The sequence below is a fragment of the Pseudomonas sp. GW456-E7 genome (genome assembly GCF_059424105.1).
Genome location: NZ_JBWKZB010000025.1, coordinates 17,947 through 43,334 on the forward strand (window position 1 = coordinate 17,947; position 25,388 = coordinate 43,334).

Annotated in this window: 26 protein-coding genes, 1 pseudogene and 1 riboswitch; of the genes and pseudogenes, 12 read left to right on the forward strand and 15 right to left on the reverse strand. The window is 60.4% G+C overall.

Translation table 11 applies throughout. From position 1 onward, the window contains the following. Positions 1-13: 13 nt before the first annotated feature. From AC07YV_RS17010 to AC07YV_RS17020, 3 genes are all read right to left on the reverse strand, one after another. Positions 14-1,918, reverse strand: a complete 1,905-nt coding sequence (locus tag AC07YV_RS17010) for a DUF1302 domain-containing protein (protein ID WP_102701916.1) — start codon at positions 1,916-1,918, stop codon at positions 14-16. A 339-nt stretch (positions 1,919-2,257) separates the two neighbouring features. Then, positions 2,258-3,940 (reverse strand): fatty acid--CoA ligase, encoded by a 1,683-nt coding sequence (locus tag AC07YV_RS17015; protein ID WP_102673408.1) that lies wholly within the window; start codon positions 3,938-3,940, stop codon positions 2,258-2,260. A gap of 257 nt (positions 3,941-4,197) precedes the next feature. Beyond that, positions 4,198-4,827, reverse strand: coding sequence for a LysE family translocator (locus AC07YV_RS17020; protein WP_007972540.1), 630 nt, complete (start codon positions 4,825-4,827; stop codon positions 4,198-4,200). Between the two features lie 92 nt (positions 4,828-4,919). On the opposite strand from AC07YV_RS17020, the gene AC07YV_RS17025 reads away from it, so the two are divergent. From AC07YV_RS17025 to AC07YV_RS17035, 3 genes are all read left to right on the forward strand, one after another. Continuing rightward, positions 4,920-5,885, forward strand: coding sequence for a 2-hydroxyacid dehydrogenase (locus AC07YV_RS17025; protein ID WP_102701915.1), 966 nt, complete (start codon positions 4,920-4,922; stop codon positions 5,883-5,885). 33 nt (positions 5,886-5,918) lie between these two features. Then, on the forward strand, positions 5,919-6,917 hold the full coding sequence (locus tag AC07YV_RS17030; RefSeq protein WP_007972538.1) for a methyltransferase: 999 nt from the start codon (positions 5,919-5,921) through the stop codon (positions 6,915-6,917). A 50-nt stretch (positions 6,918-6,967) separates the two neighbouring features. Further along, positions 6,968-7,092, forward strand: a riboswitch (yybP-ykoY riboswitch). Positions 7,093-7,181: 89 nt separating this feature from the next. Continuing rightward, positions 7,182-7,766: a TMEM165/GDT1 family protein gene (locus AC07YV_RS17035; protein ID WP_007972537.1), complete on the forward strand. Its 585-nt coding sequence runs from the start codon at positions 7,182-7,184 to the stop codon at positions 7,764-7,766. A gap of 123 nt (positions 7,767-7,889) precedes the next feature. Here the strand turns inward: AC07YV_RS17035 and AC07YV_RS17040 are convergent, their stop codons facing one another. Continuing rightward, positions 7,890-8,708 carry a M48 family metallopeptidase gene (locus tag AC07YV_RS17040; protein ID WP_102701914.1) on the reverse strand — a complete coding sequence of 273 codons (819 nt, stop codon included), beginning with the start codon at positions 8,706-8,708 and terminating at the stop codon, positions 7,890-7,892. Between the two features lie 1,361 nt (positions 8,709-10,069). On the opposite strand from AC07YV_RS17040, the pseudogene AC07YV_RS17045 reads away from it, so the two are divergent. Together AC07YV_RS17045 and AC07YV_RS17050 are read left to right on the forward strand one after the other, a co-directional pair. Next, positions 10,070-10,267 (forward strand): annotated as a pseudogene (locus AC07YV_RS17045) (HAMP domain-containing protein); the annotation flags it as partial. A 111-nt stretch (positions 10,268-10,378) separates the two neighbouring features. Beyond that, positions 10,379-11,122 carry a methyl-accepting chemotaxis protein gene (locus tag AC07YV_RS17050; RefSeq protein ID WP_371317821.1) on the forward strand — a complete coding sequence of 248 codons (744 nt, stop codon included), beginning with the start codon at positions 10,379-10,381 and terminating at the stop codon, positions 11,120-11,122. Between the two features lie 113 nt (positions 11,123-11,235). On the opposite strand, the gene AC07YV_RS17055 is transcribed toward AC07YV_RS17050, so the two are convergent. From AC07YV_RS17055 to AC07YV_RS17065, 3 genes are read right to left on the reverse strand one after another with little or no spacing between them, the layout of a single operon-like run. Next, complete coding sequence (locus AC07YV_RS17055; protein WP_102701912.1) at positions 11,236-11,859, reverse strand: SOS response-associated peptidase; 624 nt, start codon at positions 11,857-11,859, stop codon at positions 11,236-11,238. Positions 11,860-11,894: 35 nt separating this feature from the next. Then, positions 11,895-12,155 (reverse strand): putative signal transducing protein, encoded by a 261-nt coding sequence (locus AC07YV_RS17060; RefSeq protein WP_007979315.1) that lies wholly within the window; start codon positions 12,153-12,155, stop codon positions 11,895-11,897. A gap of 9 nt (positions 12,156-12,164) precedes the next feature. Beyond that, complete coding sequence (locus AC07YV_RS17065; RefSeq protein ID WP_053159662.1) at positions 12,165-12,347, reverse strand: CPXCG motif-containing cysteine-rich protein; 183 nt, start codon at positions 12,345-12,347, stop codon at positions 12,165-12,167. Between the two features lie 142 nt (positions 12,348-12,489). Here AC07YV_RS17065 and AC07YV_RS17070 point away from each other — a divergent pair, with 142 nt between their 5' ends. Beyond that, entirely contained in the window at positions 12,490-13,653 is a 1,164-nt protein-coding gene (locus AC07YV_RS17070; RefSeq protein WP_173900855.1) for a 1-acyl-sn-glycerol-3-phosphate acyltransferase, read from the forward strand. Between the two features lie 101 nt (positions 13,654-13,754). On the opposite strand, the gene AC07YV_RS17075 is transcribed toward AC07YV_RS17070, so the two are convergent. Then, positions 13,755-14,033, reverse strand: coding sequence for a hypothetical protein (locus AC07YV_RS17075; RefSeq protein WP_007979321.1), 279 nt, complete (start codon positions 14,031-14,033; stop codon positions 13,755-13,757). Between the two features lie 190 nt (positions 14,034-14,223). Here AC07YV_RS17075 and AC07YV_RS17080 point away from each other — a divergent pair, with 190 nt between their 5' ends. Then, positions 14,224-14,430 (forward strand): hypothetical protein, encoded by a 207-nt coding sequence (locus AC07YV_RS17080; protein WP_033052291.1) that lies wholly within the window; start codon positions 14,224-14,226, stop codon positions 14,428-14,430. A 158-nt stretch (positions 14,431-14,588) separates the two neighbouring features. Here the strand turns inward: AC07YV_RS17080 and AC07YV_RS17085 are convergent, their stop codons facing one another. Next, the gene (locus AC07YV_RS17085; RefSeq protein WP_102701910.1) at positions 14,589-15,173 is read right to left on the reverse strand and encodes a YajG family lipoprotein; all 585 of its coding nucleotides are present in this window, start codon (positions 15,171-15,173) and stop codon (positions 14,589-14,591) included. A 204-nt stretch (positions 15,174-15,377) separates the two neighbouring features. On the opposite strand from AC07YV_RS17085, the gene AC07YV_RS17090 reads away from it, so the two are divergent. Continuing rightward, positions 15,378-15,617 carry a hypothetical protein gene (locus tag AC07YV_RS17090; protein WP_102701909.1) on the forward strand — a complete coding sequence of 80 codons (240 nt, stop codon included), beginning with the start codon at positions 15,378-15,380 and terminating at the stop codon, positions 15,615-15,617. Between the two features lie 741 nt (positions 15,618-16,358). Next, positions 16,359-17,867, forward strand: coding sequence for a malate dehydrogenase (quinone) (gene mqo, locus AC07YV_RS17095; RefSeq protein ID WP_102701908.1), 1,509 nt, complete (start codon positions 16,359-16,361; stop codon positions 17,865-17,867). Between the two features lie 118 nt (positions 17,868-17,985). Here the strand turns inward: mqo and AC07YV_RS17100 are convergent, their stop codons facing one another. The 4 genes from AC07YV_RS17100 to AC07YV_RS17115 form a co-directional block, all read right to left on the reverse strand. Continuing rightward, on the reverse strand, positions 17,986-18,273 hold the full coding sequence (locus AC07YV_RS17100; protein WP_007973850.1) for a PA4642 family protein: 288 nt from the start codon (positions 18,271-18,273) through the stop codon (positions 17,986-17,988). A gap of 62 nt (positions 18,274-18,335) precedes the next feature. After that, positions 18,336-18,821, reverse strand: a complete 486-nt coding sequence (locus AC07YV_RS17105) for a hypothetical protein (RefSeq protein ID WP_102701907.1) — start codon at positions 18,819-18,821, stop codon at positions 18,336-18,338. Positions 18,822-18,990: 169 nt separating this feature from the next. Next, a complete protein-coding gene (locus AC07YV_RS17110; protein ID WP_102701906.1) occupies positions 18,991-19,464 on the reverse strand; it encodes a WbuC family cupin fold metalloprotein in 474 nt (157 codons plus the stop codon). A 3-nt stretch (positions 19,465-19,467) separates the two neighbouring features. Beyond that, a complete protein-coding gene (locus AC07YV_RS17115; RefSeq protein ID WP_008016649.1) occupies positions 19,468-20,025 on the reverse strand; it encodes a hypoxanthine-guanine phosphoribosyltransferase in 558 nt (185 codons plus the stop codon). A 165-nt stretch (positions 20,026-20,190) separates the two neighbouring features. Between AC07YV_RS17115 and upp the strand changes: the two genes are divergently transcribed. Together upp and AC07YV_RS17125 are read left to right on the forward strand one after the other, a co-directional pair. Then, positions 20,191-20,829: a uracil phosphoribosyltransferase gene (gene upp / locus AC07YV_RS17120; protein WP_007973856.1), complete on the forward strand. Its 639-nt coding sequence runs from the start codon at positions 20,191-20,193 to the stop codon at positions 20,827-20,829. A 2-nt stretch (positions 20,830-20,831) separates the two neighbouring features. Next, complete coding sequence (locus AC07YV_RS17125; protein WP_007973857.1) at positions 20,832-22,106, forward strand: uracil-xanthine permease family protein; 1,275 nt, start codon at positions 20,832-20,834, stop codon at positions 22,104-22,106. 103 nt (positions 22,107-22,209) lie between these two features. Here AC07YV_RS17125 and hemH read toward each other — a convergent pair whose 3' ends face one another. Both hemH and AC07YV_RS17135 read right to left on the reverse strand, forming a co-directional pair. Beyond that, complete coding sequence (hemH, locus tag AC07YV_RS17130) at positions 22,210-23,232, reverse strand: ferrochelatase (RefSeq protein WP_102701905.1); 1,023 nt, start codon at positions 23,230-23,232, stop codon at positions 22,210-22,212. A 13-nt stretch (positions 23,233-23,245) separates the two neighbouring features. Continuing rightward, positions 23,246-24,148, reverse strand: coding sequence for a TIGR01777 family oxidoreductase (locus AC07YV_RS17135; protein WP_102701904.1), 903 nt, complete (start codon positions 24,146-24,148; stop codon positions 23,246-23,248). A 196-nt stretch (positions 24,149-24,344) separates the two neighbouring features. Here AC07YV_RS17135 and AC07YV_RS17140 point away from each other — a divergent pair, with 196 nt between their 5' ends. Further along, a complete protein-coding gene (locus AC07YV_RS17140) occupies positions 24,345-25,331 on the forward strand; it encodes an NAD(P)/FAD-dependent oxidoreductase (protein ID WP_008016642.1) in 987 nt (328 codons plus the stop codon). Positions 25,332-25,388 lie beyond the last annotated feature (57 nt).

The following is a 25,388-nucleotide window of genomic DNA, read 5'->3' on the forward strand; positions in this document are numbered from 1 at the left end:
GAAAATTCAGTGCTTAGAAGTTCACGCCGACGCTGAGCGCAACGAAGTCGCGGTCATCCACGGTGGTGTACTTGCCGTCGAAGAAGTTGGTGTAGGCCAGGCTCGCGGTGTAGGTGTTCTGGTACTCGGCATCGACACCGAGGCTCACCGCCTTGCGGCCTTCCTCGAAGTTGCCGCCAGGGCCAGGGGAGTAACCTTCCACGTCATGGGACCAGGCAACGTTCGGCTTGAGGTTCACACCGGCAAACACGTCGTTGTATTCCCAGATGGCACGACCGCGGTAGCCCCACGAAGTCGCGGTGGTGAAGCCTTCGTCGTTGCAGTTGCGGCTGCGGTTGTTGGTCGGCGTACCCGGGCCGGCACCGTTGATGGTGCTGGTGTTGAGCGCCACGCAGGTATCGAGCGCGCCAGAAGGCGGCAACTCACCCGGGCCGTAGACCGGATCGCGGCCATAACGAACATCGGAAGTGCTTTCCAGGCCGCCGACGTGGGTCACGCCCACTTCGCCCACCAGGGTCAGGCGGCTGGCGCCCATGACCTGGTCGAAGAAGTGCGTCAGGGTGGTCTGGAACTGGGTGATTTCCTTACGACGATACCCGTGCAGGTCCTGACCCGGCACGCCGGTCAGCAGCGATGCATTGGTCAACGGGTTGTTCGGGTTGTTATTGCCTATAGGACGGACACCGGAGAACAGGATGTCGGTGGAGTTGAGCTGCACCGGAGCGTTCGGACGGTAGCTGATCTCACCGCTCCACGCCGTACCGGTAGGCAGGGTGGTGGAGAAGCTCAAGCCATACAGGCGAATGTCTTCCGGGTATTCGATGAAGTACTGCGAATTACCCGCCACCAGCAATGGTGCCAGTGCGGCGAACGGGCCACCCTGGAGGGCCGCTGCAGTGTTGTAGACCGACTGCGGCGCGCCTGTTGCACTGAAGATCGGCGCGCGGCTGTGGTAGTTCATGAAGTAGGCGCCGAACTCGGTGTCCAGCGGTTCGAACATGTACTTGAGGGACGCGCCCCACTGACCGCCGTCGCGAGCATCACGATCGGGGCCACGACGCACCAGAACGCCCTCATTGTTGACGTCAACGCCGTTGGCGGCCAAAGGCCCCAGGGCAATGGCCGGAATCTGCGAGCGCTTGGCCAGTACCCGCAGGTTGTCGTTACAGCCGTCGGCAACGATGTCCGGCTGGGAGAAGAACGTGCCGCAGTTGTCGACGACGGTCTGGTCCCATTCAATTTGATAGAACGCTTCGGCCGAGAGGTTTTCGGTCAGGCTCTGGGACACATAGAACATGTTGACCGGGATCAGGCCTTCCTTGATCTCGGCACCCGGACGACGGAACGCGGACACGTCGATCGGGTTGATCGAGTTGATGCCGCCACCGATGAAGGTACTTTCACCCCAGCTCACCACCTGCTTGCCCAGACGTACGGAGCCTGGTTGATCGGCAATCGAGTAGTTGTGGTAGACGAAGGCGTCGAGGATCTGGCCGCCGGCGGACTTGGCGCCTTCCTTGCGGCCCGCGTCGCTAATGTCCTTGAACGGACGGCTTTCGTCCTTCAGTTCAAAGTCGTACCAGTATTTGCCACGGACAAAAACACCGGTATCGCCGTATTTCAGTTCAAGGTCATGGATGCCCTTGAAGATCTTCGAGAAGGTTTCCCCGCTCTTGAAGTTCAGGTGACCGTCATCAGAAGTCTGGGACAGACCCTTGCCGCCGTTGTTGACACCGATGAGGTTCTTGTTGGCACTTTCGGTAGACCAACTGGCACCGAGCGACAGGGATGAGTCGAACTGACCTTCGATTTCACCGACGTTGAAACTGACGCCGAATGCTGGCCCGGCGAGCGTAGAGGCAAGACTGACAGCCAGGGGCAGCTTCGCCCGGCGCCAGAACTGGTTTACTGATGTCATCGACGCTACTCCATGTGCATTTTATTTTTATGGCATTGAGCACTTCTAAAAACGCTGTGGATAACCGGGAGCCATGGCATCCCAAAGTCATTCCAAAGTTGCATCGCCCCGGTTCGTGCGGTTGCCCCGTTCTTAAAAATCCTTGAGCGGACTATAGCCAGCAGGTAGTAGTGCTTGATCCCTCTAAAGTGTGATTTGCAGTTGCCAGCCACTCTGGAACAGTCCTTTCGCCAGTCCGACACCCGTCGGCACGGCAAGGATGGCTGAAAATTTCGATTTGACAAGCCAAGCGCTTGCTTGGTGGGGCTGGCGTGCCCTTTCGGGCACGCCGAGAGGTGCTTAAAGCGTCGAAAGGAAGGTGCTGTTGGTGGCCTGCCATTCGCTGATGTCGACACGAATACGCTTCTTGTCGAGTTTGCCGACGCTGGTCTTGGGAATTTCAGTAACAAGGGCGATCTGGCTCGGAATCGCCCACTTGCTCAGGTGCCCCAGCTCCACAAAAGGCTTGAGGTGTTCCTTGAGTTCCCTAGCCCCGATGACGTGACCCTCACGGACTACGAGCAGGGCAAACGGCCGCTCTCCCCACTGCGGATCCGGGATCCCCACCACTGCTACTTCACGTACCGCCACATGACGACTGATCAGGTCTTCCAGGTCCAGGGACGAGATCCACTCGCCACCGGTCTTGATCACGTCCTTGATGCGGTCACGAATGTCGATCACCCCCATGCTGTCCAGGGTCGCCACGTCGCCGGTGTGCAGCCAGCCTCCTGCCCAGAGCTCGGCGCCCTTCTGCGGCTCGTTGAAATAACCCTCGGTCAGCCAGGGTGCGCGCAGCACCAGTTCGCCCTGGGTTTCGCCGTCGGCGGGCAGGAAATTGCCCTCGGTGTCGACGATCGCCGCCTCCACCAGCGGCCCGGGCACGCCGGCCTTGATCCGGTAGGTGGTGCGTTCGTCTTCGGTGCCGGCCATCAATTCATCGTTCAAGTGCGCGCACGAGACCAGTGGCCCGGTTTCCGACATGCCGTAGGCGGCGGTCAACTGAATGCCCTTGGCCTTGGCCGCTTCGTACAGCGTGCGGTTCAGGGCGCTGCCGCCGATGACGATTTTCCAGCCGCCGAAGTCGACGTTCTGCGCGGCCTTGGCATTGAGGACCATCTGCAAAATGGTCGGTACGCAATGGGAGAACGTGACCTTCTCCTTGCGCCACAACTCCACCAGGTACTCCGGGTCATAGCGGCCGGGGTACACCTGCTTGAGTCCGAGCATGGTCGCCACATACGGCAAGCCCCAGGCGTGCACGTGGAACATCGGGGTGATCGGCATGTACACGTCGCTGGTACCCAGCAGGCGCACGCTGTCGATCGCGCCCATGATGGTCGACACGCCCATGGTGTGCAGCACCAGTTGCCGATGGGTGAAGTACACGCCCTTGGGATTGCCGGTGGTGCCGGTGGTGTAGAACGTGGTCGCGACCGAGTTTTCGTCGAAATCCTGGAAATCGTACTGCGGGCTCGCCGCGGCCAGCAGTTGTTCGTATTCGCCGACGAGGTTCGGCAGGTCCGCGGTTTTTTCCGGCAGATCAGTCAGCAACAGGGTTTTGTCGACCGTGGTCAGATGCCCTTCGATGGCCTTGTAGAGGCCGACGAACTCACTGTTGACCAGCACAAAGCGGTCCTCGGCGTGGTTCATGGTGTAGAGGATCTGTTCCGGAGACAGGCGCACGTTGATGGTGTGGATCACCGCACCAATCATCGGGATGGCGAACATGCATTCCAGGTAACGATGGCTGTCCCAGTCCATCACACCCACGGCATCCCCGGGCTTGACCCCGGCCGCTGTCAGCACGTTGGCCAGGCGGGCCACCCGTTCGATCAGGGTCGGGTAGCTGTAGCGCAACTTGTCGCGGTAGATGATCTCGCGGGTTTTCTCATAACGGGCACCGGACATCAGCAGCCGCTTGATCAGCAGCGGGTATTGGTAAGCGCCTTCGGCCGGGGGGATAACGCGAGTCTGCAACATAAGAATCCCTTTTTCTGACTGCACGGACGTGACTGAAAGTACGCACTGTAGTGCCCCTGATCGTCAGCCAAATCAGCCAAAGGAATGATTTGCAGAACCCCTCAAATACTAGCATTGCGCCAGTATCAGCCATTTACTACGCACTGCAGGAGCTGCCGCAGGCTGCGATCTTTTGATCTTGTTCTCCAGCAACTCCAGAACTGTCAAAGATCAAAAGATCGCAGCCTGCGGCAGCTCCTACAGGGAATCACCTTTGATCAATGCATCTCGGTAAAAGCGAGCTTCACGCCAATCGCAATCAGCACCGCGCCCATGGTCCGGTCGAACCAGTGCCCCATGCGCGCGAAACCGGCGCGTACGCGCTGCTGGCTGAACAACATCGCCACCAGGCAGAACCAGGTCGCTGTGGCGGCTGCCAGGTAAACCCCGTAACCGGCCTGCACGGCCAGTGGCGTGTGCGGGTTGATCACCACGGTGAACAGCGAGAGGAAGAACAGTGTGGCTTTCGGGTTGAGACCGTTGGTGACGAAACCCGAGGTAAAGGCACCACGGGCCGTGCGCTCCCCGGCTTCCTTGTGCAGATCGTCCGCCACAGGCTTGGCCGGTTGCGCGCGCAGCGCCTTGTAACCGATGTACAGCAGGTAAGCGGCGGCGGCCCATTTCAAGGCATTGAACAGCACGATCGACTGGGACACGATCAGGCCGATACCCAACAGCGAGTAACCCACATGCAGGAAAATCGCCGTCCCCACACCCAGCGCGGTCCAGGTGCCCGCGCGGCGACCGTGGGTAACACTTTCACGTACCACCACGGCAAAGTCCGGGCCGGGGCTGGCCACGGCCAGCAAGTGAATCAGGGCAACGGTCAAGAACTCTGTCCAGTACATGTGGGGCTCCTTCAGGCCAAGCGTAACTATTTATTTCATCTGGTAGGCTCGGCAGATTACGCCTTCAGTTCAATGCACAAAAGGTACAGTTGATGACGAACACTCGCCGCGCCGTTTTCCTCGACCACCCGTCCCTGGACCTCGGCGACCTTGACCTCAACCCGCTGCGCAGTTGTTTCAGCGAATTGCAGCTATTCACCCAGACCTTGCCCGATCAAGTCATCGAACACCTCAAGGGCGCCACCGTCGCCATCAGCAACAAGATCCTGATCGACGCCGCCGCCATGGCCGCCAGCCCTGACCTCAAGCTGATCCTGATCACCGCCACCGGCACCAACAACGTCGACCTCGCTGCCGCCCGCGCCCACGGGATAACCGTGTGCAACTGCCAGGGCTATGGCACGCCGTCGGTGGCGCAGCACACGATCATGCTGCTGCTCAACCTGGCCACGCGCCTGGCCGATTATCAGAAGGCCGTCGGCGCAGGCCGCTGGCAACAGGCCAAACAGTTCTGCTTGCTGGACTACCCGATTGTCGAACTCGAAGGCAAAACCCTTGGCCTGCTGGGTCACGGCGAATTGGGCGGCGCAGTCGCACGGCTGGCTGAAGCCTTCGGCATGCGCGTGCTGCTGGGGCAGATTCCAGGACGCCCTGCCCGGCCGGACCGCCTGCCACTGGATGAACTGCTACCGCAAGTCGATGCCCTGACCCTGCACTGCCCGCTCAACGAACATACCCGCCACTTCATCGGCGCCCGCGAACTGGCCTCGATGAAACCCGAAGCGTTCCTGGTCAACACCGCCCGCGGTGGCCTGATCGACGAACAGGCGCTGGCCGATGCCTTGCGCAACGGTCATCTGGGCGGCGCCGCCACTGACGTGCTGAGCGTTGAGCCTCCCGTCAACGGCAATCCACTGCTGGCCCACGACATCCCGCGCCTGATCGTCACCCCGCACAACGCCTGGGGCAGCCGTGAAGCGCGCCAGCGGATCGTCGGCCAGGTGACCGAAAACGCACTGGGATACTTCAGCGGTAAGGCGCTGCGGGTCGTCAGTTGATAAACTGCGGCACTTTTTTCCACGGGAGCAGTTATGGATCCGCGCAGTGAAGTACTGCTTCGCCAGGCCGAGTTATTCCAGGGTTCGGTGCTGTTGGCCGGTTTGCCCGCCGACGACCTGCTGGGCCGCCTGCCCGATGCCCATGGCTGGTGCTGGCACGCCGGCGATCAGGCCGCGCTGGACGCCCGCTTCGACGGGCGCAGCCACTTTGGCGTGAACGCACCGGAGCGCGGGTTCGATAGCGCCGTGGTCTTTCTGCCCAAGGCCAAGGACCTGACCGACTACATCCTCAACGCCCTCGCCTCGCGGCTGGCCGGCCGCGAGCTGTACCTGGTCGGCGAGAAAAAAAGCGGCATCGAAGGTGCCGCCAAACAACTCAACCCGTTCGGCAAGCCACGCAAACTCGACAGCGCGCGCCACTGCCAGCTCTGGCAGGTCACCGTGGCCAACGCGCCTGAAGCCAAGCCGCTGGAAAGCCTGGCACAGACCTACGAACTGCCGCTGGCCGAAGGCCCGTTGAAGGTCATCAGCCTGCCGGGGGTGTTCAGTCATGGTCGCCTCGATCGCGGCAGCGCGCTGCTGCTGGATCACCTGGACAAACTGCCCAGCGGACACCTGCTCGATTTCGGTTGCGGCGCAGGGGTCTTGGGCGCGGCGGTGAAACGTCGTTACCCGCATAACCAGGTCACGATGCTGGATGTGGATGCCTTTGCCGCTGCCAGCAGTCGCCTGACCCTGGCAGCCAATGGTCTGGAAGCCGAGGTGATTACCGGTGACGGAATCGATGCCGCGCCGATGGGTTTGAGTGCGATCCTGAGCAATCCGCCATTCCATGTCGGCGTGCACACCGACTATTTCGCAACCGAGAACTTGTTGCGAAAAGCGGCCAAACATCTGAAAAACGGCGGCGAACTTCGCCTGGTAGCGAACAGCTTCCTGAAGTATCAACCGCTGATCGAAGAGCACCTTGGCGTGTGCGCGATCAAGGCCGAAGGACAGGGCTTCAGAATCTACCGGGCAAAACGCGGCTGAGATTTTTCTGAAAAAGAAGGCTTGCCGAATGGGTTTTGCAAAGGCAGAATCCGCTCCGTCCTAGGGGAGTAGTCTCCCACGAGCGCCACGCTCGTCCGGCATGCGTCAACATACTTGGTCCTCAGACCATGGCGCATGCGACCCAAGCATCCACATCAGATGGATCGCAGGGTTTGACAAGACCTATGACACGAACACCTTACCCGGGGCGGGAAGGCTGTACGTGTCATAGCCGTGTCGACCCGCCCCTTAGGAAAACCCCTGATGCTGGATTCACTACTCGTACCCACCGCAATCGTTGCCTTGGCCGAAATCGGCGACAAGACGCAACTGCTCGCGCTCATTCTCGCCGCCCGCTTCCGCAAGCCCTGGCCGATCATCGCCGGTATCGTCGCCGCGACCCTGGCCAACCACGCGGCCGCCGGTGCAGTCGGTGCCTGGGTGGGCAGTTTCTTCTCGGATACGATGCTGCACTGGATCCTTGCCGCGAGCTTCGCCGCGACCGCCCTGTGGACCCTGGTGCCGGACAAGATGGATGACGACGAGGCCAGCACCGCCCGCAAGTTCGGGCCGTTCCTGACCACGCTGATCGCGTTCTTCCTGGCGGAAATCGGCGACAAGACCCAGATCGCGACCGTGATGCTGGCTGCGCAATATCCGGAGTTGTGGCTGGTGATCATTGGCACCACTGCCGGCATGCTGATTGCCAACGTACCGGTGGTTCTGGCGGGTAACTTTGCCGCAGACAAGCTGCCTTTGACCCTGATCCGTCGACTGGCGGCGTCGGCGTTCTTCATCCTGGCGATTGTCGCGGTGTACAAGGCGATGCAGAGCAGTGGGTGGGTTTGACCCAATAGGTCGTTAGACCGCGTTATCGTTCTTCGCGAGCAGGCTCGCTCCCACATTCGGGATGCATTCCCCTGTGGGAGCGAGCCTGCTCGCGATGAGGGCCTTATCGACGAAGAATTAACATCAGGACTTCTTGGCCTGCTCATACAACGGCATAACTTTCGGAATCGCCGCCTGCAACGCCGCAGTCCGGCTGCTCGAAGACGGGTGCGTGCTGAGGAACTCCGGCGGGGCACCTTCGCTGGCCTTGCTCATCTTGTTCCACAGGGTGATCGCGGCGTTCGGGTTGTAGCCGGCGCGGGCAGCCAGTTCCAGGCCGATCAGGTCCGCCTCGTTTTCATTGCCACGGCTGTTGGGCAAGGTCATGCCATAGTTGGCTACAGCGTCCGCCAGGGCCAGGCTGTCCTGGCCCAACCCGAGCAACGCACCGGCGCCCTGCTTGGCCATTTCGATACCGTATGCCTTGGACATCGCCTCACGACTGTGCTCGCGCAAGGCGTGGGCGATTTCGTGACCAATGACCGCGGCAAGTTCATCGTCAGTGAGTTGAAGACTGTCGATCAGCCCGGTGTAGACAAAGATCTTGCCGCCAGGTCCACAGTTGGCATTGAGCTCTTTGCTCTTGATCAGGTTCACTTCCCATTTCCACTGGGCCGCGTCCGGACGAAAGTTCGGCGCCTGGGCAATCAGCCGGTCAGCAATGACCCGAACACGCCTGGCATCGCTGCTGGTCTTGTCCAGCACGCCTTTGCTGCTCGCCTCACTCACAGTCTTTGTATAGGACTGGGCGTACATCTGGTCGACCTCTTGCGAGGACAACATGCTGAACATGTACTGCTTGCGCTCAACGCCCACAGCACCACCACTGGTGGTATTGACCGACTGGCAGCCGGCGAGCAGCAGGCCTGCGCTCAGCGCACATAGAGCCAATGTCTTGTTCATCGAAAAACTCCCTTGAAACATGCCGGGTATCCTAGGCGTGGAATGGTATCGACGCCAGATACAATAGACATAAGACGCGCAATTCAGGCAAAGCTCTCATCAATGCAGAAAAAAATTCACACCTCGGGGCAAGCCGCAGCCCGTCACGCCGCGCATTGATTCATTTGCGACATCCGCCACGCAAAAACAGCCATTTCGACGGCTCGCGCTCATGCCCGCCCGACACCCTGCCGATACACCTCCGCAGACGTCCTTTCGCGTGTGGAGCCTCCATGAAATTCAAGTCGATCCAGTTTTCCGTGGCGGCCCTTGCCGGCGCCATTGTCCTTAGTGTCGTGGCTGCGCTGGTGGTGTACGCGCTGTTTTCCGGGGCCCGGACGCAGGACATGGTCCAGGAACGGACCCAGGCCCAGTTCGAGCAAGTCATCGAACAACGCCTGACGTCCCTGGCGCAGACCCAGGTCAGCCAGATCCAGCGTGAACTCGAAGCACCGCTGCTGATCGCCGGCGGACTGGTGCGGGTCAACGCCCTGATCGGCACGCCGGGTGCCGATGGCCAGCCCGCCCTGAGCCTCAGCCGCGAGCAACTGATCGGCCTGATCAAGGAAAACGTGGTCAAGAACCCGAAGATCCTCGGCACCTACATCGGTTGGGAAAAAGACGCACTGGACCACAACGATGCGGCCTACGTCGGCACCCAGGTGGTCGGGGTCGACGCCAGCAACGGTCGCTTCCTGCCCTGGTGGTTCCGCAACGACGACGGCACCCTGGGCCTGGACAAACTGGTGGACGTCGACGACCAGAAAACCCTGTCCACCGGCGTGCGCGCCAGCGAGTACTACCTGTGCTCGAAAGAAACCGGAAAATCCTGCGTAATCGATCCTGCGCCTTACAAGGTCGGCGACAAAATCGTCATGCTCGCCTCCTTTATTGAACCGATCATGCTCAATGGTGCTTTCCAGGGCATCGTCGGCGCCGACCTGTCGGTGAACTTCATTCAGGAAATGCTCCTGGGCGCCAACCAGAAACTCTACAGCGGCGCCGGGGAAATGGCCCTGATCGGCGGCAATGGCCGCATCGTTGCCTACACCAAGGATCCGAGCAAATTCGGCGAAAAAGTCAGCGATATCCTCGACAGCAAGCAGATTGCCAACATGGCCAATCTCAAGCGCGGCGAAGTCACCTACACCGTCGACAAGGCCCAGGGCCGGATCGAGTTGTACCTGCCGTTCGGCATTGGCCAGACCGATGCGCGCTGGACCCTGATGCTGCAATTGCCGCTGAACGCGGTCATGGCCGACCTGCAAAAACTCCAGGCAGACCTGGATGCGCAGCGTAAATCCGACACCTTCGGCATGGCGATGGTCGGCCTGGTGATTGCCGGTATCGGCTTGTTGGTGATCTGGCTGGTGGGCCACGGCATCGCCCGTCCGCTCAAGCAGATGGTGGCCATGCTCGACGATATCGCCCAGGGCGAAGGCGACCTGACCCGGCGCCTGACCAGCGACCGCGCCGATGAACTGGGTTCGATCGCCAAAGGCTTCAACACCTTCCTGGCCAAGTTGCAGGCGATGATCACCCAGGTGGTGACATCGGTGCAGAGCGTCAGCGATTCGTCGGAACACACCGCCGACATCGCCATCCGCACCAACACCGGCGTACACAAGCAAATGGCCGAGATCGACCAGGTGGCCACCGCCGTACAGGAAATGACCGCCACCGCCCAGGATGTGGCACGCAATGCGACCCAGGCCGCACAGGCCGCCAGCCATGCCGATCAAGCCGCCAGCCAAGGCATGCAAATCGTGCGCGACACCTCGAACTCGATTGGCGCCCTCGCCGTAGAGATCGGTCGGGCCGTCGGCGTGGTGCAGACCCTGGCCAAGGACAGCGAAAACATCAACGCCATCCTCACCGCCATTCGCGGGATCGCCGAGCAGACCAACCTGCTGGCCCTGAACGCAGCCATCGAAGCGGCCCGCGCCGGTGAACAGGGCCGAGGTTTTGCCGTGGTGGCCGACGAGGTGCGCAACCTGGCGCAGAAGACTCAAAAGGCCACCGAAGAAATCCAGGCCATGATCCAGCAACTGCAGCAAGGCACGCGGGATGTGGTGCGAGTCATGGAGGACAGCCAGAACCGCACGGACGAAAGCGTACTGCACGCATCGAAGGCCGCCGAAGCACTGGAGACCATTACTCAGGCAGTGTCGGTGATCAACGACATGAACACCCAGATCGCCAGCGCGGCCGAGGAGCAAAGTGCGGTGGCGGACGACATCAACCGCAACGTGATCAACATCGGCCAGGTGGCCAATGAAGTGGCCGGCGGTGCGGATGAGTCGAGTGCGGCCAGTGCGGATTTGACCAAGCTGGCGGAACAGCAGCGACGGTTGATCAATCAGTTCAGGGTTTAAATGTTGCCGGAAGGTCCTGCGGACCTTATCGCGAGCAGGCTCGCTCCCACATTGGAATGCATTTCAACTGTGGGAGCGAGCCTGCTCGCGAAGGGGCCGGAACTGGCGCCGGACTAACCCGGCGTCAAACACTCCGGCCCATTCAATTTCGGATCATTCACCATGTTGGCCAGCACCCGTTCGCGCAACGCGGCAGGCTCGCTGGCCAGCAAGGCTTGCAAAGCATGCAACGGCGTCTCGGGATCGAGCCACGCGGCCTGCCCCGCCTCATCAAGAATCAACGGCCGCCGCTGACTCGCCGCTGGCTGGGTAATCACGGCGGTACTCAGCCACACCTGCTCCTGTACCGGATACGCCTCCCAGATCGCCGCAAAAAACAATGACGAGCCCTCCCCCGGTGTCAGCCAGTAAGGGCGCTTGCGCGTCGTCCCGCGCCATTCGTAGAAACCATTGGCCGGCAACAGGCAGCGGCGCTCGCGCAAGGCCTGGCGAAACATTGGCTGCTCGGCAACGGTTTCGGCGCGGGCGTGGGCCGGGGTGCGGGACAGATCGGTCAGCCAGGGGGGCGTCAGGCCCCAGCGGGCGCGGGCAAGCGAGCGCTGACCGTCAGGCTCGGCCCGCAGCATCAACACCGAATCATTCGGGGAAATGTTCCACTGCGCCTTCTGGTCGGCGGGAAAACCGGGCAGGGCCGCGAAGGCAGGGTTCCAGCGAAACAGGGCATAACGTCCACACATGGGGCAACACGGCTCTTGATCAAACGAACGCCAGCCTAACAGACCAGCGTGCCGGGAAAGCTGTCCGGTTCATCGCCGGACAGCGGCAGCGCTGCATTGTACGCGGTGATCAGCTCGCGAGCGTATTCGGCCTGATCGTTCTCGACCGACAGCCCGAGCAGGCCATAGATCGGCAACTCCCCGGAGCCGCCGAGCAAATCACGGCCCACCAGATGCGCCTCGATACCCTCGCTGGCGAGCATGCCTTGCAGCAACTCGCCTTCCATCAGGTTTTCCGGATCGTAGATGCGCTGCATACACGCTCCTCATTCGTTTTCACTGAACACTTCGAGATGCCATTCCTCTTCATGAACCTGCAACACAAAGGTTATCGGCCGGCAGCACACCTGACAGTCCTCGATGTAGGTCTGATCGCCACCGGACAAATCCAGAGTAGTCTCTACCTCCTCACCACAATACGGACATTCATACTGCGCAGTTTCCAGCATCGCGGTCTCCCAGGTGACTTGTGCGTATAATCGCCGGTCTATTTGCAGGGCTCTTTTTGTCTGGCTACTTTTTCAGACCGTGCCCCGTCGGTTTTCGAACAAAACCTTTACTTACCCTAGCCGTTTCTAACAAGAGAGCATGATGGGCGAATTCGATGCCATCCGACCTTACGACGACAGCGAAGTCCCAGCGGTGCTGGACCGGCTGCTCGGCGACAAGGCGTTTCTAGATATCCTCACCCACTTCCGCTTCCCGCGTTTTGCCGGCGCCTTAGGCTGGGCGCTCAAACCTCTTATAGCCCATCGGCTGCGCCGTGAGTTTGCCGGCGTGACCTGTGTGGCCACGTTACAGGACAAAGTCGAGGTTTACGTCGACCACACCATCGAGCGCGCCACCGACGGTGTCACTTATACCGGGGTGGAGCAATTCAAGTCCGGCAGCGCCTACCTGTTTATCGCCAACCACCGCGATATCGTGATGGACCCGGCCTTCGTCAACTACGCCGTGTACCACGCCGGCCTGCCGACCCCGCGCATCGCCATTGGCGACAACCTGCTGCAAAAGCCTTTCGTCAGCGACCTGATGCGCCTGAACAAGAGCTTCATCGTGCACCGCTCGATCAGCGGTCGCCGGGAGAAAATGGCGGCCTATCAATTGCTTTCGGCGTACATCAACCATTCGATCCGCAACGATTGCGCCTCGATCTGGATCGCCCAGGCCGAGGGCCGCGCCAAGGACGGTGACGACCGTACCGAATCGGCGATTCTCAAGATGTTCCACATGAGCCGCAAGGATGAGCCGTTCGGCGAAGTCATTCAGTCGTTGAACCTGACCCCGGTGTCGATCAGCTACGAGTACGACCCCTGCGATCAGGCCAAGGCCCGCGAGCTTTACATCCGCGCCACCACCGGCAGCTACACCAAGGTGCCGGGCGAGGATGACGTGAGCATCGCCAAGGGCATCACCGGCTACAAGGGCCGGGTGCATGTGAACTTTGCCGCGCCGATCACCGAACTGTTCGAAGACACCAAGCAACTGGCAGTCGAGATGGACAAGCAAATCCTCAGCGGTTATCGCTTGTTCCCGGTGCACTACCTGGCTTACGCGCAGTGGAAAGACGCTGATCCGCAGTTGCAGGTGCCGAAGGCCGCCGAGGTGTTCCCGGCCGAAGAACTGGCCAAGGCCCAGGAAGAATGGCAACGCCGCCTGGACGCTTGCCCGCCAGAGCATCGTCCATACCTGGTGCTGCAATATGCGACGCCGGTGCGCAATCAGTACCGGGTGAAGGCAGGGTTGCCGCTGTAAGCGTTCAAGATCAAAAGATCGCAGCCTTCGGCAGCTCCTGCACGGGATTGATGTACACCTGTAGGAGCTGCCGAAGGCTGCGATCTTTTACTTGAAAAGGTTCAGACCTGAGTGCTGATCCACGACACCAGCAGCGCCATCCCCATGCAGGCAAAACCGAAGATGTAGAAAAACCGGTTCATGCGCAAGGTCGCCCAATCCAGCGTGGGCTCTACGTTCGGGCTGCTCTGGCGCTGCGCCTGCAAACTGGCCATCGCACGCAGTTCGCGGCGACGGGTGGCGTGCAGTAACCAGCCGCCCGGGAAGGCGAAGAGCAAGGCCAGCAGATTGATCAGTTTGGCGGGATGGGCGGTAAACAGCGTCATCAAGTGCAGCGACATTACGAACCTCAGGTCAATCAGGTAGCAGGTGCCGGACGGGCGACCGCGGCGCGGATTCTACCGAAAGCCTGCGCCCCTGCCCTTTGTTTCCGACAAATAACGAAGCTTTTGATCAATGACTGTCCTGAGTCACGGCTTCGTCATCTGTATCGGCGAACATGCGCGTCCCGAAACCGACAAGGATCACGTCATGCTCCACGCCGAAAACCAGGATCGTCTCTACCTCATCACCCCCAGCGAAGAACAACAAGCCCTCGTCGGCAGCCTCGCCTTCAACGTTCAGGATCGTCATTGGCTGGTGTATTGCGCCCTGGGTGGGCATCAGCATGCGGATTTGCCGGAGGCGGACTTGCTGACGGGTGTGAGTGTGCTGGATTTTTACTCGCAGGCTGCCTGATGACGTCGTCCTCCTGACGACATCTTTCTGACGGCACCGTCCTGTAGGAGCTGCCGCAGGCTGCGATCTTTTGATTTTATTTTTTGAGGCTTGAGCCGCCGAAGATCAAGATCAAGATCAAAAGATCGCAGCCTTCGGCAGCTCCTACGGGGCTCGCATTACTCGCCCAGAATCTGCCCTACGGTCGGGTCCTTGAACAGGCGGGTCAACGCATCGCTCAGCACATCGCTGACCAGCTTGGTGTTGGTTTCCTGGTTCGGCGCCATGCCGAAGCGCTGGTCCAGGGACGAACCATAACGGCCGCTGTAGCGACGGTTGGCGTTCTGCACATCCGAGCGGAACGTCGCGCCGATGGTGGCTTCAGTCACGTACATGCCTTCCTTGGGCGACTGGTACTTCAACTCCGCCAGGGTCACGGTCAGTTGCGGCGCATTCATGGCGTTGGTCGTCGGGGTAAAGCCCAACAGACGCACGGCGGCTTCAGCCTGGGCCTGCAGCTTCGGCAGGATCTGCGCGCCCTGCACGGTGATCGCGCTGGTCTCCGGGTACAGGCCACCACGGGTGCCCAGCGTCGGCGACGGGCGACCGTCCACGACACGCACCACGACGGGCTGGCCATGGCCGACCGGGGCCAACTGGGCGGTCAGCTTGGGTTCCGGGCTCAGTTGTTGCGGGCTGTGGGCGCAGCCAACCAGGGTCAAACTGGTCACAGTGATCAAACCGAACAACAGGCGTTGCAACATGCTCTTCTCTCCAGAATCAGGCACAAACAGGCCGGCAGTATAGCGGTGCGCCACTGCGGGGAACCAGCACCTCACAGTGTTTGATGAAATCTCTGACAACCCCTGGGGATTGCGGTTCATGTCACACAGATGTCACCACTCCTACACTTGCACGTAATGGCCTACGGGCAACCTTCTCGGCAATCACCCACACGGTACTTCACCATGCGCCATCTGATCTCTCTGTTCGCGCCACGCCCGTTGCACCGTTGCTTCGCCCTGCTCGACCGCAACGGCCACTGCCAGGCCTTCAAGCAGTGCAGCTTGCAACCCATGGGAGATGGCTGGGTTGAAATCGAGGAAATCCGCCTGAACTGGCTGAATCAGCCGCTGCCGGCCGGTGCCCGCGTCGTTTCGCAACCGCGCCAGCCACGCTCGCGTGCACAGCAACTGCTGACGACCTGACCAAACACCTAATAAAAGTCATAAAACACGACCATTTCCCTGCGTTTCTTAGATACAATCTCCCCCCGATTATAAGGACGTCTCCTGATCGGGCCTCGCAGCATCGTCAATGCGCTTGTGTTGACACCCCGCTCCGCCCACAGAGAGCCGCCCACACAGATCGAGTGAAGCTGGCGCGCTTGCTGTTTTGTTGAGCAAAACCTCCACTTTTCGCGAATCTGCAGAGCTGTCATTACGCTCGGTCACTGAGCTGTTTGCCCGTTTTGCCTGCCCTGTATCCCATGGCGGCAATCCACCCGGGCACGGTGCCAGGCTGGGACAGCCCTTTTTGAGGTTCACGTCTTCAAAAGAGCGTGAAAAAAACGGGTTTTCACAACTTCACAAGAGTGTGGCGAGCAAATGAATAGTTTTGCGTCTGAACATGCACCATTAGCGTCTACAACAGCCCAACGACACAGGACCGAGTATTCCTCGAACACCGGAGCCTGAAGCCTGTCCGCTACGGATTTGGTTGCACAAACGGATGTATCGACCATAAGTCGAATTGCCAGTCGCACGTTGAAATGAGTTCATAGAGCTCTTATTAGGCCCGGCAGGTAGCGTCCGTCGAAGTTGCGATAAATTGCGAAGATTCGGACATGGCGATACTGCCATGGATACCTAGGGGCCACACTGACACGCCCCGGAACACCTGGCAGCCATGCCGACAATTTGGTGCTGCAGATTTTGGAGACGCGTTAAATGGCGCATAACGAAGCAGTCGACGTAGTACTGGTTGGGGCCGGCATCATGAGTGCCACCCTTGCAGTGCTGCTCAAAGAGCTCGACCCCGCGATCAAGCTGGAAGTCGTCGAGCTGATGGATTCCGGTGCCGCGGAGAGTTCCAACCCATGGAACAACGCCGGTACCGGTCACGCCGGGCTGTGTGAGCTCAACTACACGCCGCAGGCAGCCGATGGCGCCGTCGACATCAAGAAAGCCGTGCACATCAACACCCAGTTCGAGGTGTCGAAGCAGTTCTGGTCGTACCTGACCAAAAAAGGCACGTTCGGCTCGTGCAAATCGTTTATCAGCCCGGTGCCACACCTGAGTTTCGTGCAGGGCGACAGCGGCGTGTCCTTCCTCAAGGAACGCTTCAAGGTGCTGAGCAAGCACCACGCCTTCGCCGACATGGAATACACCGAAGACAAGGCGACAATGGCAGAGTGGATGCCATTGATGATGCCTGGGCGCGACCCCGGCGAAACCCTTGCCGCCACCCGCGTGATCAATGGTACCGACGTCAACTTCGGCGCCTTGACCAACCAGTTGCTCAAGCACCTGACCAGCGCACCCGATGCCCAGGTCAAGTACTGCAAGCGCGTCACCGGTCTCAAGCGCAGCAACGGCGGCTGGACCGTCAGCATCAAGGACGTCAACAGCGGCAACACCCGTGAAGTCGACGCCAAATTCGTCTTCCTCGGCGCTGGCGGCGCGGCACTGCCGCTGCTGCAAGCCTCGGGCATCGAAGAGAGCAAAGGCTTCGGCGGCTTCCCGATCAGCGGCCAGTGGCTGCGCTGCGACAACCCGGAAGTGGTCAAGCACCACCAGGCCAAGGTGTACAGCCAGGCTGCCGTAGGTTCACCGCCAATGTCCGTGCCGCACCTGGACACCCGCGTGGTCGATGGCAAGAAGTCCCTGCTGTTCGGACCATACGCCGGCTTCACCACCAAGTTCCTCAAGCACGGCTCCTTCATGGACCTGCCGCTGTCGGTTCGTGCCGGCAACATTGGCCCGATGCTGGCCGTGGCGAAAAACAACATGGACCTGACCAAGTACCTGGTCAGCGAAGTGATGCAGTCGATGGAGCAGCGCCTGGAGTCCCTGCGTCGCTTCTACCCGGAGGCGAAGGCCGAAGATTGGCGCCTGGAAGTGGCCGGCCAACGGGTACAGATCATCAAGAAAGACCCGAAAAAAGGCGGCATCCTGCAATTCGGTACCGAACTGGTCGCGGCCAAGGACGGTTCCCTGGCGGCACTGCTCGGCGCTTCGCCAGGTGCATCGGTGACTGTTTCGATCATGCTCGAACTGATCGAGAAATGCTTCCCGAGCAAAGCCAAGGGCGAATGGGCTGGCAAACTGGCAGAAATCTTCCCGGCCCGGGAGAAGGTTCTGGAAACCGACGCTGCGCTGTATCGCAAGATCAACACGCAGAACAACGTTGCCCTGGAACTGGTTGAAGCCAGCAGCGAGACCGAAAGCTACGCTTGATTCGGCGCAATGAAAAACGCCCCGCTCTCACTGAGAGCGGGGCGTTTTTTTATGCATTTGAAAGATCGCAGCCTCGCTTCGCTCGACAGCTCCTACAGGAACACGCGATCTCTGGATCTTAACCGCGAACCTTTTCAATCAACTCGATGTAGTCCGGTGCATTACGCTGATCCTTGATCAGGGCAACGAAATCATTGCCGTGCTCATCCTTGCCATTCACGTCGTAACCGGCTTCGACGAAAAACGTCAGGAAACGCTCGAAATCGTCGATGCGCAGGCCACGGTAGGCCTTGACCAGCTTGTGCAGGGACGGAGAAGTCGCGTCGACCGGTTCGAAATCGAGGAACAACTTGATCTGCTCATCGCCGATCTCGTCACCAATCACTTGTTTTTTATCTTTACGCATTGCCGACTCCAGCTCGCAGACATTCACGGGGCGGGCAGTTTACCCCCGCGCAGGCACAGGGCTCAACGCACACGATTGCTGCCGGTATGCAGATCGGCCCAGACATGGCCATTGGCGTAGCTGAGAAACTGGCAATACACCGTGTCGTTGCGCAGCAAGTCGATCACCACCCGGTATTGCGCCAGCGGGTAATAAAGGGTCAGGGTCTTGCTCGGCTCGTCGTAAACCGGCTTCTTCAGGCTTTTGCTTTCACCATCGAAATTGACCAGCACCTGACTGATGGTAGCGCCCTTGTTCAGGGATTTGCCCTTGAGACGAATCAGCAACGGCGAAGTGACCGGAATCGGCTGTTGACTGGATTGACGCTGAGCGCCGACCACCACCGAATAATCGGTGACCTGCATCAGTTGCTGCTGCTCGGGATCAGCAGCGCGCAGAGTGAGATCGTCCGGCGGCAGGAATTGACTGTGCATGGGCGCCGGGGCGGCGGCCAAGGGCAGGCTGAGGGTCAGCAGCAGGGCGGCGCAGCTGCGGATAAAAGGGCTCATGGCAGGCTCCGGAATCGGGGCCGGGCACTCTAGCATGAGCGAGCGGACGTGGGGCTATGAACACGACACCCTGTGGGAGCGGGCTTGCTCGCGAAAGCGGTGTGTCAGTCGCCTTGATGTTGAATGACACGCCCTCTTCGCGAGCAAGCCCGCTCCCACAGGAAGAAAATCAATCGAACTGAGCGCGCATCCAGGCCTGATACTCGGCAACACCGGGCTCGCCTTCGCGCGGCGCCCAATGCGCCAGCTCACCTTCACCGACAGGACGGTAAGGACCAGCCTTGCATTCGAACATCAGGCTATCGGCTTCCAGCACCACCAAGCCGTGGAATACGCCAGTTGGCAGATCCACGCCCACACAGTCGCCACCGGCCTGCAGAACTGTCTTGCTCAGCACGGCGCCGGCTTCGTCGAAAATCAACACGCCGAGGCGGCCTTTGAGGACCAGCAAGGTTTCGGCCTTGTTTTCCCCCAGATGTCGATGAGGCGGAATGTAGGTGGACGGCTGCAACCCCACCGCCATGCGATGGCAAGCGTCTTCCATCTGATGGAAGTTGTGATGCTGGCGCCCGCGAGGATTGGCCGCGGCTTTCCCGGCCAGCTCGGCGAACAAGGTCTGATCCAGAAAACGCGGCGTATCCATGTCTTACATTCCTTTAACGGCGAAAATCCCGTTGGCGTTACGCCAGTAGCCTTTGTAGTCCATACCGTAACCGAAGATGTAGCGGTCGACGCACGGCAGACCGACGAAATCGGCCTTGAGGTCCGGACGGGCCTTGCGGTCGTGGTCTTTATCGATCAGCACGGCGGTATGCACTTTACGTGCGCCGGCGTGTTTACAGAAGTCGATGATCGCGCCCAAGGTGTGACCTTCGTCGAGGATGTCGTCGATGATCAACACATCACGGTCGATGAAGGACACTTCCGGCTTGGCCTTCCAGAACAGGTCGCCGCCGCTCGTTTCGTTGCGATAGCGGGTAGCGTGCAGGTAGGACGCTTCCAGCGGGAACTGCAGATAGGTCAGCAGCTTGCCGGAGAAAATCAGTCCGCCGTTCATCACGCAGAACACCACCGGGTTGCTGTCGGCCATTTGTTCGTTGATTTGTGCACCGACGCGGGCGATGGCCGCCTCGACTTCAGCTTCGGTGTACAGGCAGTCAGCCTCTCGCATGATTTGACGGATATGCTCGAGATCAGCGGACATGGTGCTCTCCAGGGGATGGCGGATTCAGGAAAAGCGGGCAAAGGTACGCATCAAGCGAGGCCAGATCAAGCGTTTGTGGACTAACGTACTGTATGTCTATAGGACAACACCCTCGGATAGATTAATCTAGGCCGGTTTTTTTGCCCGCCGCCGGAGCCTTTCCCCATGCCCATCCATGAGATCCGCCACCCGCTGATCCGTCATAAACTTGGCCTTATGCGCCGCGCAGACATCAGCACCAAGAATTTCCGTGAGCTCGCTCAGGAAGTCGGCGCCCTGTTGACCTATGAAGCCACCAAAGACCTGCCGCTGGAATCCTACGATATCGATGGCTGGTGCGGCACTGTGTCGGTCGAGAAAATCGCCGGCAAGAAAATTACCGTGGTGCCGATCCTGCGTGCCGGCATCGGCATGCTCGAAGGCGTGCTCAGCCTGATCCCGGGCGCCAAAGTCAGCGCCGTGGGCGTGGCCCGCAACGAGGAAACCCTCGAGGCCCACACCTACCTCGAGAAGCTGGTGCCGGAAATCGACGAACGCCTGGCCATGATCATCGACCCGATGCTCGCTACCGGCGGCTCGATGGTTGCAACCATCGACCTGCTGAAAAAAGCCGGCTGCAAGGACATCCGCGCCATGGTGCTGGTCGCTGCGCCAGAAGGCATTGCCGTGGTCGAGAAGGCTCACCCGGACGTGATCATCTACACCGCGTCCATTGATCAAAAACTGAACGAACACGGCTACATCATCCCGGGGCTGGGCGATGCCGGTGACAAGATCTTCGGCACCAAGCAGAAGGACGCGTGACCATGCAGCAAGAGTTCAACGATCCGCTCTGGCGCACGGTGCTGTCGGGTGCACAGATGCTGTTCGTGGCCTTTGGCGCCCTGGTGTTGATGCCGCTGATCACCGGTCTCGACCCGAACGTGGCGCTGTTCACGGCCGGCCTGGGGACGATCCTGTTCCAGATCGTCACCGGGCGCCAGGTGCCGGTGTTCCTGGCATCGAGCTTTGCCTTCATCACCCCGATCATTCTCGCCAAGGGCCAGTTCGGCCTGGCCGCGACCATGGGCGGCGTGATGGCCGCGGGTTTCGTCTATACCTTCCTCGGCCTCGCGGTGAAGATCAAAGGCACCGGTTTCATCGATCGCCTGCTGCCGCCGGTGGTGATCGGGCCGGTGATCATTTCGATTGGCCTGGCGATGGCACCGATTGCCGCCAACATGGCCATGGGCAAGGCCGGTGACGGCAGTGAATTGATTCATTACCAGACGGCGATGATGATCTCGATGCCTGCGCTGCTGACCACGCTGATCGTTGCGGTTTTCGGCAAGGGCATCTTCCGCCTTGTGCCGATCATCTCCGGCGTGCTGGTGGGCTTTGGCATGTCGTTCTACTTCGGCGTGGTCGATACCGCGAAGATCGCTGCAGCACCCTGGTTCGCCATCCCGCACTTCACCGCGCCGGAATTCAACTGGCAGGCGATCCTGTTCATCGTTCCGGTGGCTTTGGCTCCGGCCATCGAACACATCGGCGGCGTGATTGCCGTGGGTAGCGTGACCGGTCGCGATTACCTGAAGAAGCCCGGCCTGCACCGCACTCTGCTCGGCGACGGCATTGCCACTACGGCGGCCGGTCTGTTCGGCGGCCCGCCCAACACCACCTACGCCGAAGTGACCGGCGCGGTCATGCTGACCAAGAACTACAACCCGAAAATCATGACCTGGGCGGCGATCTTCGCCATCAGCCTGGCGTTCATCGGCAAGTTCGGTGCGCTGCTGCAAAGCATTCCGGTACCGGTGATGGGCGGGATTCTGTGCCTGTTGTTCGGTTCGATCGCGGCGGTGGGGATGAACACACTGATCCGCCACAAGATCGATCTGGGCGAAGCGCGCAATCTGGTGATTGTTTCGGTGACCCTGGTGTTCGGGATCGGCGGCGTGCTGATCGGCACCGGCACCGGGCCGGACGACTTCGGCCTGAAAGGCATCGCGCTGTGCGCGGTGGTGGCGATTGGCTTGAACCTGATCCTGCCGGGCAATGACAGCTGGAAGCACAAGAAGGCGAATGAGCCGCTGCTGTAGTGTTCCAAGCGCTTTGTTGTTAATGAAATAGCTTTCGCGAGCAGACTCGCTCCCACAGTCTGGAATGCATTTCCCTGTGGGAGCGGGCTTGCTCGCGAAGCTTTTAAAGCGCCATCGGCGCCCTTTCGCACAACGCACTCAACGCCTGCGCCCAATGCGGGTCATCGTTGAGGCACGGTACCAGCACCAACTCCTCGCCCCCCGCCTCGCGGAATTGTTCCTTGCCGCGATCACCGATCTCTTCCAGTGTCTCGATGCAATCGGCAACGAACGCCGGGCACATCACCAGAATTTTTTTCGCGCCGCTTTTAGCCAACTCATCGAGACGCGCCTCGGTGTAGGGTTCGATCCACTTGGCGCGCCCCAGGCGCGACTGGAACGACACCGACCACTTGCCCTCCGGCAGCCCCATGCGCTTGGCGACCTCTGCCGCCGTCCGCAGGCATTGGCCGCGATAACAGGTGGCTACCACCTCCGGTGGCGCTCCAGCGCAACAATCACCACCACCCTCGAAGCTGTGACCGGGGTTGAGTTTCTTCAGATGCCGTTCCGGCAAGCCGTGAAAGCTCATCAGCAAGTGATCGAAATCCTGCTCCAGATAGGGCTTGGTCGTGGCCGCCAGCGCATCGAGGTACTCGGGTTGATCGTAGAACGGCTGGAGCACCGACAACTGCACGTCGAGGTTTTTCTCACGCACCACGCGCCTGGCCTCTTCGATGACCGTAGTCGTGGTGCTGTCGGCGAACTGTGGATATAGCGGCGCCAGGGTGATTCGCTTGTGCCCCGCCGCGACCATCCGAACCAGCGTCGATTCTATCGACGGCTCTCCGTAGCGCATCGCCAGCTCGACCGGACCGTGCTGCCACTGGGCAGTCATGGCTTGTTGCAGGCGACGGCTGAGCACCACCAGCGGCGAGCCCTCGTCCCACCAGATCGAAGCATAGGCATGGGCCGACTGCTCGGGACGCTTGATCAGGATCAGCGACACCAGCAAGCGCCGAACCGGCCATGGCAGGTCGATCACGTACGGGTCCATCAGAAATTGATTGAGGTAGCTGCGCACATCCGCCACCGAGGTGGAGGCAGGTGAACCCAGGTTGACCAGAAGCAACGCGTGATCGGTCATGCAACATCCTATTTCAAAGGCGAGCGGACAGATCATCCAGAGCCGCGCGCAAATCCGTGAACTGAAAAGTGAAACCCGCCTGTAACAAGCGAACCGGCGTGGCCCGTTGGCCGCCCAGCAACAGCAAGGACAACTCGCCCAACCCGACCTTCAAGGCGAAGGCCGGCATCGGCATGAATGCCGGGCGATGCAGCACGCTGCCCAACGTCTTGGCAAACTCGCGGTTGCGCACCGGTTTGGGTGCGCACGCATTATAGGGACCGCTGGCCTCGTTACGATGCAGAAGAAAATCAATCAGAGCGATTTGATCGTCGATATGAATCCATGGCATCCATTGCCGGCCGTTGCCGATCGGCCCTCCCAGCCCCAGCTTGAAGGGCAGTAACAGCCGCGACAAAAAGCCGCCCTCGGCCGACAGCACCAACCCGGTTCGAATGAGGATGACGCGAATGCCCAGCGCTTCAGCCCGTTGCGCGGTCTCCTCCCAGGCGATGCATAACTGGCTGGCGAAGTCTTCGCTGACCGGCCCCGAGTCCTCGGTCAGTTCGCGCTCGCCACCGTCGCCATACCAGCCGACAGCCGAACCGGAAATCAACACCCGGGGTTTCTGCTCGCGACTTTCAAGCCACGCCAGCAGGGTTTCAGTCAGCGTGATCCGGCTGCTCCACAACAGGGCTTTACGCTTGTGGGTCCAGGGCCGGTCGGCAATCGGCGCGCCGGCAAGATTGACGATCGCATCCACCGGTTCCTGCCCCAGATCCTCCAACCGGGCAATTCCACGCACTTGGGCACCACAGGTTTTCGCGACTTTTTCAGGCTTGCGACTCCAGACTGTCAGGCGATGGCCCTGCCCGGACCAGTGCCGGCAGAGCTGACGTCCTATCAAACCAGTACCGCCGGTCAGCAATATGTGCATGACTTCTTCCTCGCGTGGCGTTTTACCCTGTCCACTAGTCTATTTTTATAAGCAGGGATCTTTGGTATCGAGCAGGCTCTATGGTTAACAATAGGCCAAGCTGTCAGAACGAGAACGCTAAAAGTTATACCAAAAAACAATATTGTACAGGTTTGAACCCCGGCGTAGTCTGTACAGAAAGGTAAACGAGGCCCCTATGACTGTACCTATCGCAATCATTGGCACCGGCATTGCCGGACTCTCCGCCGCCCAGGCCCTGACGGACCTCGGGCACGTGGTTCAACTTTTCGATAAAAGCCGCGGCAGCGGCGGGCGCATGTCGAGCAAGCGCAGCGATGCGGGCGCTCTGGATATGGGCGCGCAATATTTCACCGCCCGCGACCGCCGCTTTGTCACGGAAGTCCAGCGCTGGCAGGCCAGAGGCTGGGTCGCCGAGTGGACGCCGCAGCTGTACACCTACCATGGCGGTCAGCTCAACCTGTCGCCGGACGAGCAGACCCGCTGGGTCGGCACGCCGCGCATGAGTGCCATCACCCGCGCCCTGCTCGGTGATCTTGAAGTGCATTTCGCCTGCCGGATCACCGAGGTCTATCGCGGGGAAGAACACTGGCATCTGCAGGACGCCGAGGGCTTCACCCACGGACCGTTCAGCCACGTCGTCATCGCCACGCCAGCGCCGCAGGCCACGGCTCTGCTGGCATCGGCGCCGAAACTCGCGGGGGCCGCCGCCGGGGTGAAAATGGACCCGACCTGGGCCATCGCCCTCGCCTTCGAAACGCCGCTGGAAACGCCCATGGAAGGCTGCTTCGTACAGGACAGCCCACTCGACTGGCTGGCCCGCAACCGCAGTAAACCCGGGCGCGACAACACCCTCGACACCTGGGTGCTGCACGCCACGAGTGCCTGGAGCCGGCAACACATCGACCTGCCCAAGGAAGCGGTGATCGAGCAGTTGCACGGCGCGTTTGCCGAACTGCTGCACGATTCCATGCCCGCGCCGAGCTTCAGCCTCGCCCACCGCTGGCTCTACGCCCGCCCCGCCAGCAGTCACGAATGGGGCACCCTGGCCGATGCTGACCTGGGGCTGTACGCCTGTGGCGACTGGTGCCTGTCCGGACGTGTCGAAGGCGCCTGGCTAAGCGGTCAGGAAGCCGCCCGCCGCTTGCATGAACACCTGCAATGAACCGTAGGAGCTGCCGAAGGCTGCGATCTTTTGATTTTGTTTTTCAAGATCAAAAAA